15 protein-coding genes and 1 pseudogene are annotated in these 13,945 nt (G+C 35.8%); 4 read left to right on the top strand and 12 right to left on the bottom strand.

Features of this window, described 5'->3' with window-relative positions; translation table 11 throughout:
• The first annotated feature begins 152 nt into the window (after positions 1–152).
• From FJQ98_RS26705 to FJQ98_RS07655, 3 genes are all read left to right on the top strand, one after another.
• On the top strand, positions 153–344 hold the full coding sequence (locus FJQ98_RS26705) for a hypothetical protein (protein WP_246494294.1): 192 nt from the start codon (positions 153–155) through the stop codon (positions 342–344).
• 21 nt (positions 345–365) lie between these two features.
• Positions 366–1,073, top strand: coding sequence for a hypothetical protein (locus FJQ98_RS07660; RefSeq protein ID WP_053594482.1), 708 nt, complete (start codon positions 366–368; stop codon positions 1,071–1,073).
• A gap of 79 nt (positions 1,074–1,152) precedes the next feature.
• On the top strand, positions 1,153–1,368 hold the full coding sequence (locus FJQ98_RS07655; RefSeq protein WP_277815939.1) for a response regulator: 216 nt from the start codon (positions 1,153–1,155) through the stop codon (positions 1,366–1,368).
• Here FJQ98_RS07655 and FJQ98_RS07650 read toward each other — a convergent pair.
• The 3 genes and pseudogenes from FJQ98_RS07650 to FJQ98_RS07640 form a co-directional block, all read right to left on the bottom strand.
• Positions 1,297–2,013, bottom strand: a pseudogene (locus FJQ98_RS07650) (DUF4184 family protein). The gene FJQ98_RS07655 and the pseudogene FJQ98_RS07650 overlap by 72 nt on opposite strands.
• Positions 2,014–2,241: 228 nt before the next feature.
• Positions 2,242–3,501: a DUF4179 domain-containing protein gene (locus FJQ98_RS07645; RefSeq protein ID WP_201406667.1), complete on the bottom strand. Its 1,260-nt coding sequence runs from the start codon at positions 3,499–3,501 to the stop codon at positions 2,242–2,244.
• Positions 3,498–3,998 (bottom strand): sigma-70 family RNA polymerase sigma factor, encoded by a 501-nt coding sequence (locus FJQ98_RS07640; RefSeq protein ID WP_053594480.1) that lies wholly within the window; start codon positions 3,996–3,998, stop codon positions 3,498–3,500. Before FJQ98_RS07640 ends, FJQ98_RS07645 begins: the two co-directional genes overlap by 4 nt.
• A 577-nt stretch (positions 3,999–4,575) precedes the next feature.
• Between FJQ98_RS07640 and FJQ98_RS07635 the strand changes: the two genes are divergently transcribed.
• Positions 4,576–5,376: a copper amine oxidase N-terminal domain-containing protein gene (locus FJQ98_RS07635; protein ID WP_053594479.1), complete on the top strand. Its 801-nt coding sequence runs from the start codon at positions 4,576–4,578 to the stop codon at positions 5,374–5,376.
• Between the two features lie 242 nt (positions 5,377–5,618).
• Here FJQ98_RS07635 and FJQ98_RS07630 read toward each other — a convergent pair whose 3' ends face one another.
• The 9 genes from FJQ98_RS07630 to FJQ98_RS07590 form a co-directional block, all read right to left on the bottom strand.
• Positions 5,619–6,179 (bottom strand): hypothetical protein, encoded by a 561-nt coding sequence (locus tag FJQ98_RS07630; protein ID WP_241774549.1) that lies wholly within the window; start codon positions 6,177–6,179, stop codon positions 5,619–5,621.
• Between the two features lie 253 nt (positions 6,180–6,432).
• Entirely contained in the window at positions 6,433–6,897 is a 465-nt protein-coding gene (locus FJQ98_RS07625; protein ID WP_053594478.1) for a 2-thiouracil desulfurase family protein, read from the bottom strand.
• 119 nt (positions 6,898–7,016) lie between these two features.
• Positions 7,017–7,619, bottom strand: a complete 603-nt coding sequence (locus tag FJQ98_RS07620; protein ID WP_053594477.1) for a malonate decarboxylase holo-ACP synthase — start codon at positions 7,617–7,619, stop codon at positions 7,017–7,019.
• Positions 7,610–9,289: a biotin-independent malonate decarboxylase subunit beta gene (locus FJQ98_RS07615; protein WP_053594476.1), complete on the bottom strand. Its 1,680-nt coding sequence runs from the start codon at positions 9,287–9,289 to the stop codon at positions 7,610–7,612. Before FJQ98_RS07615 ends, FJQ98_RS07620 begins: the two co-directional genes overlap by 10 nt.
• Entirely contained in the window at positions 9,282–9,578 is a 297-nt protein-coding gene (locus FJQ98_RS07610; protein ID WP_053594475.1) for a malonate decarboxylase subunit delta, read from the bottom strand. The genes FJQ98_RS07615 and FJQ98_RS07610 overlap by 8 nt, the downstream gene beginning before the upstream one ends.
• A 20-nt stretch (positions 9,579–9,598) precedes the next feature.
• A complete protein-coding gene (locus FJQ98_RS07605; protein WP_053594474.1) occupies positions 9,599–10,450 on the bottom strand; it encodes a triphosphoribosyl-dephospho-CoA synthase in 852 nt (283 codons plus the stop codon).
• Positions 10,451–10,472: 22 nt separating this feature from the next.
• Entirely contained in the window at positions 10,473–12,131 is a 1,659-nt protein-coding gene (gene mdcA / locus FJQ98_RS07600; RefSeq protein WP_053594473.1) for a malonate decarboxylase subunit alpha, read from the bottom strand.
• 27 nt (positions 12,132–12,158) lie between these two features.
• On the bottom strand, positions 12,159–13,082 hold the full coding sequence (locus FJQ98_RS07595; RefSeq protein ID WP_343069256.1) for an ACP S-malonyltransferase: 924 nt from the start codon (positions 13,080–13,082) through the stop codon (positions 12,159–12,161).
• Positions 13,083–13,088: 6 nt separating this feature from the next.
• On the bottom strand, positions 13,089–13,739 hold the full coding sequence (locus tag FJQ98_RS07590) for a GntR family transcriptional regulator (RefSeq protein WP_053594471.1): 651 nt from the start codon (positions 13,737–13,739) through the stop codon (positions 13,089–13,091).
• Between the last annotated feature and the right edge of the window lie 206 nt (positions 13,740–13,945).

Below are 13,945 nucleotides of genomic sequence, written 5' to 3'. Positions count from 1 at the left end.
TCGTTTTAACATGTCATGAAACAAAATTACTTCAACATCTTGTTGATACCGTTCTTGTAATTCAAAGTAATAAGGTCATTCAAGCTGATTCATTACATAAGAATGATACATCGAAAAATAAATTAATATTTGAAATTTCAAGCGAAAAATTATTGGATAACCTATTACCTTTTCTTGAAATTCAACAACAATGTCTTTTAAATAATGGTTGTCATGAGGTAATTTCCGTTATTAAGACAGAAGATACAGATCAAGTTTTATTAGATCTCCTACACAAAAAAGCCTCTATTAAACAATTAATCCCAATCAATCAGAAGGAGGAACAATTCCGTACCCATTTTTAATGAGGAGGAATAAACGCCGATATGACAAGTTTATTGCGCTATCAATTTATCAATTATTTAAGGACCTATAAATATGTTCCACCTTTTTCAATTTTCGTTTTATGCCTTGTTGTTAATTATACCTTTGTACCAAATCCAATATTAGATAGTTATTCGTTTACAGCTATCATTCTATTTTTTCTAATGGGATGGTTTACAGTCACACTATTTCACGCAGAGGAGGAAGGGCAAAAAGTAATTACAACACTTCATGCCAAAAGTCGAACACAATATAATTTAGGAATGTTTATAATTTGTGTACTGATTGGTTTATTCTTAAGCTGTGTATCAGTCATCTACCCTACTCTAATTGGTGCCTTTGGAGAAAAACCAAGATTTATACATCAATTATTAGGATTCCTCTCTCATTTTAGTTTAGCTGTACTAGCTATTGCACTATCCGCTATATTTACAAGAGAACTCGTCAAAAACAAGCAAAATACTTGGTGGGGTGTACTTGGCATCTTAATTGTTTCTGTCGTTATCGCTACCTTAAAAGAGACAATTCTTCAGATCAAGGGAATAATTTGGCTACTTCCACCTGTCCGTCTTTCCCTGGAAATGATGAGTTCAGAAGATTCTATAACGTCAATACCGAACATTTTTTATTGGCAATTTGCTTGGGTTTTCGTCTATGCATGCTTAGTCATCCTGTTGTTCTTCCTCCTAGCAAATCGAAAAAGGAAATAAGTTTTCTAAAGAAGGAGACATTTCTTATGTTAAAGAAAGCTAAAGTGCTAATTATAGAAGATGAAAGTGCTAATGCAATATCGTTAATACTGGACATGAGGCCATCCAATATATGAAAGAAACCTTTCCGGACTTCATTATTCTTGACCTTTCTCTCCCAGATTGTGATGGTATCGAATTATGTCGCCAAATTCGTGAAAATAGTAACATTGCTATCCTCATCTTAAGTGCTCGTAACAGATTTCTTAAGGTAATTGGCCCCATTAAAGGAGGTCCTTTTATTACGATAATCTGATTTGTTTTGATGATATGTTATAACTAAAGAAATGGTTAGTAAACTTCCAAAAAATGAATCTATGATACGCACAACTATTACTCCATAGCTACTAATTGGTACCCAATCGATTATGCACCAAATACATACATATAATAGCGTTAAAAAAAATAATAAAGCCCAAAAATAGAGTTTCTTTTTAGCGCCAATTTTTGGAGTATCTTTATTCTTATTTAGTGATGCTTTGTAATACATATAGCCGATAATTAGCGAAATCCCCAATAGTGTACTACCGTGTTGCAAAAATTTATAAAAGGGTATTTGATGGCCGTACACATTAAAAGTATCGGTAAGAATCGGGAAATTTATTACCATAAATCCCTGTTTATGTGTATAAGAATCCCATACTACATGAGTTAACATTCAAATTATCGCTGAGTAACAAAAAACGACTTTCTTCCATTTTTTACTTCCCTCCACTTTGTAGCTTGATGTAACTTGTAGAAAGTTAGGCAAATGGTGGACTACATTCAAACGAATAATTTGATGATAAATAAAGTAAATCATTATTACCATAGGGAGATTTAATAGAAAAAAACCTGTGAAGGTATGCCCTATTTCCCCTATTGGTTGGCCTCGTAAAAAATATTCAAAGTCCGGAGCCATACTTCCTAAAACCATTGCGGAAAAATTAATATATCTTTTTTTCCAGAGAATGGTAATATCGCTGCTGGATGGGCAAATGTTAATGGCATAATAATCCCCCTCCAATTTATCAACATGTTTATTACAACGTTTTTCATTTCTACCCGGACCCAATACAGGAATATTATCACAAGTATAGAAAAATGAAAAAGATGTTCAAAAAGGAGAGCCTTTTTGAACATCTTTACTTTATTGCAATGGAATATTCAGTTCAATATTTTTTCCAATAGGATTGAAGAAATAGTTTATATATATTTTTGCTTTGCCATCATAATTTTCAAAGTCCTCCGTCGCATATAGATACTGCTCATCATCTGAGAACGAGCTACCTGTATATTCTAACGTCGTGCCATCTGCTTTTACAGCGCTATTTAGGAACGAATGTCGCATTCTATCATCCCATTTCTTTGCAGCAACTGATACACCTTGCTGCGTTACAGATATATCCCAATCCAAATAATCAGGCTTCATGAGTACTTCTTTTGTACCAAAATCAACTTCGATATAATCCTCGCCCTTTGGAACGGCATGAACAGCTCCAATTAATATTTTGAGTGAATCTGAATCATGGAAATAATTACTTTGTAAATTAAACGTGAATTTGCCGTCGCGATTATCACCACCTAATGACAAGCCATATTTAATGCCTTCTCTTCGCTCCCCATTTTCCGTCTCGACCGCAATATCATCAAGCGCTAAAATTTGCATCGTATTCGCTTCATCTAATTCAATATCGATTGACGTTCTTAGTGGAGAACGGCGAATTTGTGTAATCGTAAATTTCTGACCACCGACGTCTACAATACGATTCGCAGTAATAATTTTTTCCTTTGCGATTTCGTTTTGTAGTGAAAACGGTATCGTAATTTCAATGTTCCCCTTATCTTTTTCATAAAAAAAAAAAACCACTTTAAAATCCTTTGAAGTATAAGCGAAAGGCTCTGAATAACTATAGTCTACTGAAGAAGAGAAGCGTGTTTGATTTGATTGATGATTTGTAAATGAAGCTCCGCCTTCAATTTCTTTGTCCCCTTGGAACAATTTAACTTCCTCCAAGTATAATTCCGACATATCAAATGTTGCATCGGCGTCATAGTAAAGTACTAATCCAGAATTATCTGCAATCACGCCTTGCAATGTAAGTGATAGACCATTTTTAGACTGCGTCGTATTAATTTCTTCATAGTATCCATTGTCCACAATATCTTTTATCCCTTTATCTCTTACAACCGCTAATACAATTTCTTTAAAGCCAGGTATTTTTGCAACCTGGCTAGCAATCGTAGGAGAAACGCGAATTGAAAATAAAAAGCTTAAGCAAAACAAAGAGACTATTGCAACCGAAAAAATGCGCTTCTTTATTCTTTTTTCTCGCTGTACTTTACGAAACATATCCATCCGAACTTGTTGAAGTTTCTCCTTTGGAACGTCAATCGGTAGTTTACTCATAGCCAGTCCTCCTTTTCTCCAGCGAAGTTTTTAAGCTTCTTTAGTATGTGATGAAGCTTAGACTTTACAGTACCCTCCGGAATTTGATTTAGCTCGGCAATTTCTTTGTTTTTTAGTTGCTGAAAATATTTCATATAGACGAGTTGCTGCTCCGACAAGGATAAATGTTCCAATAACAGCTCAATATCAGAGTAGATGACCCATTCAACTTGGTGATGTTCCTGAATTGAAACGGTTGGTTGACGTTTTCGCAAATGGTCTTTACAACAATTGATTAAGACGCGCACGAGCCATGTTCTGGCATATTCGTGTTGTTTGACGGTATGCATTTTTTTTAGTGCCTTGTAAACTAGGTCCTGCATCACATCTAAAGCGTCTTGCTCATTTTTCAGATATGTAAAAGCCATGCGATATAAAATATCTTCATCCATTTCAATAAGTGAAAGTATCGCTTGATGATCCCCTCGAATAGCACGCTGCACGATTTCAAATTCCATCCTTTTCGCCTCCTTCCCCCATTAGACGGAGCGATGCTTCATTTCGTTCAAAATTTTAAAATTATTGAGGAAACCGTCTATGGATTTGCCTTTAATCTTTGCGTCAAAGATGTTATGCCACCCTATAAAATAAAAGAAACCACCTAAAATGATGAGATGGATACCTCCGCTGCGGGCGAGCGTCGAGTGGCCCTACGCTACAGTCAGTTAAAATGGACATACATTAGCAAAATATCAACAAAAAAATCCTTTTATCACTCAATAATAAACCTATATTTTCCTAATCAACACGCTTGTTTGTATATATTTCGCTGTTTTCTTGATACCACTAAAAAGTAGGCTCTGACTAACCCCACACCCATTTTAGAGCACTTTTATTCATGATTTTTATATGGATAAAACAGTATAATTATTTTACACAACCCATCAATGGTAAAATATAGTATAATTAAGTTACTCGAGTTTAGCTTCAAAAGATTATTCTATCGACAGAGAGGCGTTTTTATGATTGTTTAAGTTCTTATATAAAGAGATCTTCTGGGTACACATCAATTTATAAATACGAGGGGGAGTAGTTGTGAATCGTAATCTCAAATTATTAATAACATCCTTTTTAACATTTATTTTATTAGCAGTTTATCCAATAAGTTCAATGGCTGCTACCTCATCTTTGCCGGATAAAGAAACACCTATTTATCTAAAAATAGATAAGTATTTTATTCTCTACACAAAACCGAGTTCTCCATTTCTTGATCAACAAGGACGATTGTTAGTTCCTCTTCGTTCTATACAGGATTTAATGGGTGGGGAAGTTTCTTATAATCATAATTCTAAAACAGCTACTGTAAAAATCTTAAATAATTCATTTGATGTAACTATTAATTCTAAGATTGCTTATGTAAATAAGGAAGAAGTTAAAATGGATACAACCCCAGTCTTAAAAAAAGATGCTATGTTTTTGCCAATACGCTTATTTTTAGACCATACAGACATCGAATATAAGTATAGTAATGATCTTAAATTACTTCATATAACAGATAAAAGAGTCGTAGCAGGAAAATCGTTCGCTTTTTTTGATGAAAATGATTACACAAATGGTTATATCGATGGTAGTTTCCACTTAAGTGCTTTTAAAATTGTGAATTCAGGAATTAGCATTAAGGCACAAAATTTAACTGGAGAAACGGTTCCCGAAGGAAAAACGGATATTCAACCACTAGTCCAAATGAATTCAGGTTGGGTTTCAGTAGATTCATATATTAGACCAGGAAATAAAAAAATTCCTGAAATTAAAAAAGGCCAGTCTTTCTGGATTAATAAGGGTGTAGAAGTTAATGATGCTGCTTATATCATATCAGTAGGAAGAAAAGCTCCTTAAATCCTTGAAAATCACTAAATAGCTTCTTTCTAATGGTGAACACTCATTTGATAACTCTTAAGAAACAAGAAAGGGATTCCTAATTTTTAGGAGTCCCTTTTTAACTCTGCAAGTCACTTATGTGCGATTTTATAAACAGCACCCACTATAACAAACGGATTAAGCAAAAATTGACTGGCTTAAGTCCCGTATAAATACCGAACTCAAACCAGCCAATTCTCTACATCATCAAAACTCAAACTTTAAGGGTTTACTACCTCATGATTATGACCCTCTAAGTCTATCCTGTAATTCCCAAAAGTTTCTTTTCTTTCAGCTGAGCTTAAATTACCAAATCTATTATAACCAAAAATGTAGATGCCGTTATCATCTATTTTCCAGTTATATGGATTAGCTAAAGTATCAAAACCATAGTAAAATCCTGGCTTACCTAAATAATCAGAAACCCACTGCCCATTTTTAAGCGTTGCATACTTTAAATTACTCGTTTCATGAGCATTTACTACACCACGCTCATACCTTGTTAGGTAATATACATTATTCTGATAAGTTTTCACAGCCTTAATCGGTGCTTTTTCAATGGCTACTCTTGAAATGTCTTGTCCATCCACATAATATAAAATAAATTCTCCCGTAGTGGCATAAGCGTAGTCCATATAAAAATTGCCTCTATCTGTTTTAAACCACAAATCCCCTAACTTAACTACATTTTTATCCTCTACAAACTCCTGATAAACAAAGGGTTTGAAATTAGAAAAATCATTGCTATAGAATAATTGACCTTTTTCTTTAATCACTGCCATAAAACGATCACTATAGACGACAGATTTTCCTTGATATAGCAATTCACAGATGCGTACTAGATTAAGATTTTCAAGCTCTGTAGCATTTACATCCCTTATAAGAATCAAACTATACGGTTGTATGTCTTGATTCTTTAAATATACTACTTTTTTATCAAAGGCCTCACCAATATATCAAACCTATATTTTCCTAATCAACACGCCTGTTAATATTATTCAGTATAATATACTAAGACAAAAACATATTCCCCTATCAAATTTGCAAAAGTAACTCCGAAACATCTTCTTCAGAAAAGACCGCAATATTATTTCTTCTAAGCAATGCAGTTGTTACGCCTACGCCAACTAATTTTGTACCATTGAAATCCCCATTGTAAATCATTGCACTGCCACAGGATGGACTATACTCTTTTAAAATAACCTTAGTCGCGCCTACTTCAAGTGCTTTATGTAATGTTGCATATGCGCCCTTTATATAAAGCTCCGTTACATCACGGCCAGATTTTTCAACCACTCTCGCTTTTCCATCAAGAACGTCTTCACCATCTCCACCAACAATTTCAGCGGGCTCACGAGGCGTCGAAAAACCTCCCATAAGTTCAGGGCATACAGTTACCGCCTTATTTTCTAACATAAGCCGTTGAATTCTTTCATCTAAACTATCTGTTCCGTTATAACGTACCTTTAATCCTGCCAAGCAAGAACTTATTAAAATCATATGTGCACCTCATTTTTTTTAGCCAATTCGTATAAGTATAACTATAGCTCAATAAAAAAGTCCGTCAACAGCTTTTACACTGCCAACGGACTATTTTACAGGGATAGTTAAGTTCTTCACTATAAAATTTTATATAGCTTTGGTCCATAAAATGTTCTTAAAATAAAGCCATTTTCTTTATTTTCCATATAATCTTTCAATAAAAAAGCACCAATTCGTGGAATTTCAATTTGGGGATCAATCATTATTCTAGAATCAGCTAACAAATTACTAATTTTATCTAGCAAAACCTCGTCGATAGCATCCATACAAATAATTAAATCTAAATCACTCTTTTTGGAGGTTACAGGGATACCTGTCGCTAGTTCGAAGCCTACACTACCAGTAGGCCCCCATTTTATTTTATATGGATCGAATTTATGGCGAATAGAATTTAATAACGTATAAAAGCGATTGTCCTTAAAATTATCTAATTGCTCTATTAATGAATATGGCTTAATAATCTCTAAAATATACTTCTTATGAATTGTAGTACCATATCTTTCATGTCGTGCATTCCCTCGAAGCCCAATCGGCACTAATTCGTTAGTAATTTGCGCCCTGCGAACGACTCCATAGGAAGTAGCTGCTGACGAATTCGCTACCCATGGAGGAATCGTTGTCTGCTCATTAAGTTGTTTCACTGTTGTGAACTTCACTATATCGTGAACATTTATTTCCATTGCTCATCAATCATTTCGCGTACCTTGATAGATGCTTGACGTCCTGATGAAATAGCAATTTCAGAATGAAGACGATTTGCTAGGCTTGTACTACCTTTAGCTACAATATCCTCATAAGCGTCATGAACTGATTCAATCACTTGTATAATATCTTCCTTATTTGGCTTTGTCGCATTAACACCATCAATAAGTTGATATAATGCACCAAGTTTGTGGAAGGACTGAATATCATAAGCCATAGAAGGAACATCCTTAGAGAATTCATCAAGTTCTTCGATCGTTCGCTGTGTAATAAGTGCAGCAGATTTTTTGGACATTACATGCACATTTACACCTTCATCATTGAGTGCTATTAGACGATTTGCCTGCATACCATGTGCCAAAAATGCTCCTGAAATAGCGTTGCCGACCAACACTGCTACAATTGGGTGACCAGCTATTCTAGCAGTAGCATACGCATTAACTGCTGCTGAACAAGCTAAATATATACCGAATAGTTCCTCATGATAGCCAAATGCCTGGCTAGGAACATCAACAATTGGAACAATTAATCTCTTGCCAGCTACAGACTTATCCTCTTCAATAACTTCACTAATATACTTTGCAAGTGCCCACCCTTCGAGTAAACCAACTTCACCATTTCGTGCACGGTAGTATTTATTGTCGGGGTTTGGTACAACTGTGATAAAACGTGCCCTTTTTCCTTGTAATTCACCCTCTGCAACGAGAACAGAAGGAATTTCACTTATAGAAGTCGCATTATTAGTTAAAGCATTAAACCAGCTTCGACCACGACTGTCAACAGTTGTATGTGGTTGAAATAATGACTTATCGGCTACATTACCTAGCGTTTTTAAAATATCTGTTGCTCGATGAGGTTGAATTTTTTCTACAATATCTAGTGATTTAAATAATGCTAAAAACTCATTATACTTTTTGACACGATGTTTGCATTCTACTTTCCCATTCCAAATGTCTTTAATTGCTTGCCGAAAATTTGGCACATCGTCCTCAACAATAAAATCTGCAAAACCTATATCTGTACGAATTGCGCCTCCAATCATTTGCCAAATAAGCTGCTTGTTTTTTGCATCAAGCTCTCTGATGCCTGCCTCTTGTTCAACAACTTCAGGTCCATTCATCCCTAAACGCCCTTCTCGTGTCATAATAAGTGCGCTACATAATCCAGCTGTTAAGGACATCCCTCCAAATGATCCAATTTTCCCTGGGATAATTCCGATTACCGGAACATAATTGCGAAGCTCTACAATAGCAGAGCTGATTTCAGCAATTGATAACAGGCCATAGTTTGCCTCTTGTAAACGAACACCTCCTGTATCATAAATAATTATTGGATAAATAAGTTGTCCATTTTTACATTCAGCTAAAATTTTCTCCAATGTACCAGCTAGCTTTGCCCCTGATACTTCTCCTATACCGCCACCTTGAAAGCTCCCTTCGATTGAAATAACGACAGCTTGTTTCTCATCGAGGGTTCCCTTCACAATAATCATGCCATCATCATATTGAGGGACAATATTTTGTGCAGTTAAATGCGGAGATTCAAAACGATCAAAAGGTCCTAAAATTTCATAGCCTATATCTAGAATGGAAAATGCACGTTCACGAGCATTGGTCTCTACTAAACTAGTTGTTAATGTATTAAGCATTTTTACTCACCTCCAGTGCTTGTGCTAATCGAATGGACACTACACCAGGTGTTGCCCCAAAATCATTTATCGTAATATGTGCAGATACATCATTTTGACTAACAAAACGTTCGATTACTTTTCGCCATGTTTCTCCAAACCCAGTAATACCTGTTCGGATTTCAACAACTGTTTCTAGATTATTAGTTGGCTCAATTAAAATTTCCAAATCACCAGAGCCTACAACACCAACGTGTGCACGCTGTTCAACTACTTTAGTTGCAGGAAATGAATAGACTAACTTTTCCATAAAAACACCCCTTTTTATGTTCAATGTGTTGCTTGGAATTGCCCCTTCAATAAACTATTTGTTGACCATTTTTTTATCTTAAGTAAATATATTGTTGCTGCTAGTAAGTCTGCGCTACCACCTGGTGATAAATTGCGGGCTATAAAATTTTGATTCATATGTTCGAGCTCATGTAAATTACTAGAAGCTATTATTTGTTTTGCCTGTTTTTTAGCATAGTTTAATCCTTCTATTCCACCTCGATGAAGAATACATGTATCATCTAGCTGTGCTATAAGTGACAGCAAAGTAAAATGCTTAGCTTGTTCATAGCTCATGGTATGAATGGTAGCCTTCAACATTGGTAAACTATATTTTCGAATATGCGGAAATGCTAATTGTGCTTCTACCTTTGCGCCATTAATGCCGTATTCATGAATGGCTTTCATCCCATTCGTAATATTGTGTGGGATAAAACGATCTTCATATTGAGCAATCCTTCCCGCTGTAAAACAAATTGTTTCTTCATCCGCCATGCCACCGTGAATTGCTGCTGCGGCTGTAATTAACCCTAATGACCAAATAGCACCTTTATGGGTATTCACACCATCTGTATACTGAAACATAGTATTTTCGCCTCTACGCCCTATTTCTCCAATTTTTTCACGTAACGTTTGAGAAGGACCTTCGACGAAAGCAGCCATAGCCATCTCATAAAAAGTATTTTTTAAGCACTGCGCTGAGCCAATCATCATATGAAAAGTTAAATCTTGATGTGCTCCTTCATCTTTTTCATCGACTAATCCAGGTTTTGGGGTCAGTGATACTTCTTCAATTAAAGATGAAACAGCCATTTTTGCTAAAGTTTCTGCAAAATATTGTTTATCGATCATAGATGCCCCCTTGAAAGCTTCTTTACCAACTTCTGAATTTTGCTGGTGGTGTATACAACCCACCAGACCATTGCACAAGTTCATCAATGTTTTTAGCCGCTAATAAGGAACGTTTAGCGTCCGCTCTTCGAATGCCTAAATCCTCAGGTAACGCAATTAATCCTTTTTCTCGTAAGCGTGATGATGATTTCGGGTTATGTTTCATACCAATTGGTGTAACACCTGCGATGGAAGCAATCATTTCATGCTTTTCCGCAGAGCTATCTGTTTTATACAAGTACGCAATTCCTTCCTCTGTCACTACATGTGTAACGTCCTGACCGTAAATCATTACAGGAGCCACTGCTAATTTCGCTTGATCCTTTACAGTAATAGCATCCAATGATTCAACAAATACAGGTGTGTTCGCATCCTGGAAAGTTTCAGCAACTTGTACAACTAGCTTTTTACCTCGTGCAAGTGGATCATCTGATGTCATCATATTTTTCCAAGCCTCTGTGGAGTGACGTCTTCCCCCTGGATCATGTCCCATATTTGGTGCACCACCATATCCAGCAACACGTCCTTTTGTAACTGTAGAGGAATTCCCTAATGCATCCATTTGGAGGGTCGATCCTATAAACAGATCAACTGCATACTGACCTGCTAATTGTGCTAAAGTTCGATTGGATCGAAGACTACCATCCCTTCCTGTGAAAAACACATCCCGTCTAGCTTCAACGTATTTTTCCATCCCTAGTTCTCCACCAAAGCAGTGAACACTTTCAACCCAACCTGATTCAATAGCAGGAATTAATGTAGGATGAGGATTCAATACCCAATTTTTGCATATTTTCCCTTTCAATCCTAATTGTTCACCATAGGTCGGTAAAAGGAGCTCAATAGCAGCTGTATTAAAGCCAATCCCATGATTTAATGATTGAACACCGTGCTTTTCATAGATACCTCGAATTACCATCATTGCTTGTAAAATTTGAATATCAGTAATATGTCTTGGGTCGCGTGTAAATAAAGGCTCTAATTCGTATGCTTGATCTGCAACAACGATAAAATCTATCCATGAGCTAGGGATATCCACACGAGGCAATTCATCTACTAATTCATTAACCTGAGCAATGACAATTCCATCACGAAAGGCAGCCGCTTCTACTAAAGTTGGTGTTTCCTCGGTATTTGGTCCTGTATAAAGGTTACCAAAACGGTCTGCTTTGTCGGCTGCCACTAAAGCAACATTCGGTATTAAATCGATAAATAATCGCCCATAAAGTTCCACATAAGTATGAAGATCTCCCAGTTCAATTTTCCCATCCTCAATCATTTGTGAAATTCTTAAGCTTTGCGGCCCAGCAAAGGAAAAGTCTATTTTTTTCGCGATACCATCTTCAAATAAATCAAGATGCTCTGGTCGAGAAATACTTGACATAATCATATGCAAATCATGCACTTTCGTAGGACTTACCTGTGACAAGGCTTGTGACAAAAAAGATGCTTGTTTTTGGTTATTCCCCTCCAATACAACACGATCGCTAGGCTTTATAAGGCGTTCTAAAGCATCAACAATACGATGAGTGGGTATCATTACACCATCTACAAAATCTTTTACACTATTCAGCCTTTCTTTTTTTGCATCCAACTTTGTCGTCCAAGATTTCCTTGTAGTACTTTCATGAATCAACACCATTCCATACACCCCTTGTACGTTTATACGTTAATTTTGTAATAAAAAAAGACAGTCCTCGATTCCGTTTTTGCTGACGGACATTGATCTAACATCCTGAAACGCACTTGTAGCTAACTTTGTTAAGACGTCACCAGGTGGCATTTCAATAAATAACCTAGCACCATTTTCATATAAAACACTTGTAGCATCATGCCATCGAACAGGATGACAAATACTTTCTGCCAAATCCCTTTTAATAGCCTCTGTAGTTTTCAACAAACGTGCATTTAAGTTGCTAGAAATCGGAATTTTCGGTCTTTTTAACTCAATTTTGTTTAGAGCATCCAGCATTTGATTACTAACATCTTGAAAAAGCGGACAATGTGAAGGGGTCGAGACGTTTAATAAACTTGCAGATTTAGCTCCATGAGCACTCACATAACTAATAACCTTTTCTAAACCCTTTAACGAACCAGAAATTGTGATTTGAAACGGGGCATTTCGATTCGAAACATAAACAGGGTCATGCACATGAAAAAATTGTTCAGTAACCTCTAAAAGTTCGTGCTCATTCATACCAAGGACAACCCCCATCCCAAACCCGTCACTACAAATTTGCTCCATTAATTCTCCCCGTAACGTTACTAACCTCAATGCTTCTTCAAACGTTAATACACAAGCAGCTACTGCAGCGCCAAAAGCTCCAACCGAATGTCCAGCAACAAATGAAGGAATTAGCCCCTCAATCTCAAATAATTTGTATGTTGCTACTGAGGAAATTAATAAACATTGTTGAACAGCCTTAGTTGTTGCGAGCGCTTCTTTACTGTGCAATGAAGAAACCGTTTGTTGTAAAATATCACTACTTTGTTCTAGTAAATATTTCACGCAAGGCTCATTTGGAAGGAAATCTAACATCCCTTCAAACTGTGAACCTTGACCTGGAAATAAAAATGCAGTCCGCAAAATCATCACTCCTTACAGAATTTGTCTACGCACATTGAAAATAACATCTTCTGTATGTTTTCTTAAAATAGAAATTAATTCATCCAATTGGTTGTCCTTTAAAAGCTCATAAATTCGACGATGCTCTTTTCGAGATTTCTCCATGGTGTCATTGATAGAAAAATGAATACCTTGTATACGTAATAACGGTAGACTGATTTTGCTATAAACACTTTCTATGACTGTACTTTCACTAAATTTAATGAGTGTAAAGTGAAATGCATAGTTTAAATGAGTATATTCCATTTGATTTGAACACTTTTCCATGTCTCTAACTATTTTTTTCATGTCATTAAGCATTGTTTTCTTTTTTTGCGGTTCTTTAATTCTCTGAGCTGCTAGTATTTCTAAGCTATTCCTTACATCTAGTAAATCCTGTACCTCAGCAAGTGTGTAACCTTTGATAAATGCTCCCTTACGAGGAACTCGCTCAATAAGGCCTTCTGTCGAGAGTAAGTAAATTGCTTCACGAATAGGAGATCGGCTCGTGTTAAACATTTCAGCATATGTACTCTCTACAATTTGATCTCCTGGCTTCAATTCGCCATTTAAAATTTGCTCCATAATTTTTTGTGCCACTGTTCTAGATAAGGCATTATCCAATAAATTTGTAAAGTACTCCATAAAACCACTTCCCTTAACTAAAAAATATAACTACATGGTCGACTGTATACCAAAATAATACTACATACAGATATTGATTTCAATCACAAAAGCGTATATTTTCTACTTTATACTATTTTTCTAGTTGATTTATTGTTTTCGATAAATTATGATAATCTCAGAATACAGTCGACCGAATATTTTAAATATTAGGTCACAACTATTTC

Origin of the sequence: Lysinibacillus agricola (genome assembly GCF_016638705.1) — a bacterium.
Lineage (GTDB): Bacteria > Bacillota > Bacilli > Bacillales_A > Planococcaceae > Lysinibacillus > Lysinibacillus agricola.
Note: the sequence above shows the minus strand (reverse complement) of the source record. Positions and strands in the feature narration are given on the sequence as shown.

Bases quoted from the DNA above. Each gene is read 5' to 3' on its own strand.
- FJQ98_RS07625 (WP_053594478.1), bottom strand. From the start codon at position 6,897: ATGATTTTAATAAGTTCTTGCTTGGCAGGATTAAAGGTACGTTATAAC.
- FJQ98_RS07605 (WP_053594474.1), bottom strand. From the start codon at position 10,450: ATGATCGATAAACAATATTTTGCAGAAACTTTAGCAAAAATGGCTGTT.
- FJQ98_RS07630 (WP_241774549.1), bottom strand. From the start codon at position 6,179: ATGGCAGTGATTAAAGAAAAAGGTCAATTATTCTATAGCAATGATTTT.
- FJQ98_RS07640 (WP_053594480.1), bottom strand. From the start codon at position 3,998: ATGGAATTTGAAATCGTGCAGCGTGCTATTCGAGGGGATCATCAAGCG.
- FJQ98_RS07610 (WP_053594475.1), bottom strand. From the start codon at position 9,578: ATGGAAAAGTTAGTCTATTCATTTCCTGCAACTAAAGTAGTTGAACAG.
- FJQ98_RS07660 (WP_053594482.1), top strand. From the start codon at position 366: ATGACAAGTTTATTGCGCTATCAATTTATCAATTATTTAAGGACCTAT.
- FJQ98_RS07645 (WP_201406667.1), bottom strand. From the start codon at position 3,501: ATGAGTAAACTACCGATTGACGTTCCAAAGGAGAAACTTCAACAAGTT.
- FJQ98_RS07590 (WP_053594471.1), bottom strand. From the start codon at position 13,739: ATGGAGTACTTTACAAATTTATTGGATAATGCCTTATCTAGAACAGTG.
- FJQ98_RS07615 (WP_053594476.1), bottom strand. From the start codon at position 9,289: ATGCTTAATACATTAACAACTAGTTTAGTAGAGACCAATGCTCGTGAA.
- FJQ98_RS07620 (WP_053594477.1), bottom strand. From the start codon at position 7,619: ATGGAAATAAATGTTCACGATATAGTGAAGTTCACAACAGTGAAACAA.
- FJQ98_RS07595 (WP_343069256.1), bottom strand. From the start codon at position 13,082: ATGATTTTGCGGACTGCATTTTTATTTCCAGGTCAAGGTTCACAGTTT.
- mdcA (WP_053594473.1), bottom strand. From the start codon at position 12,131: ATGGTGTTGATTCATGAAAGTACTACAAGGAAATCTTGGACGACAAAG.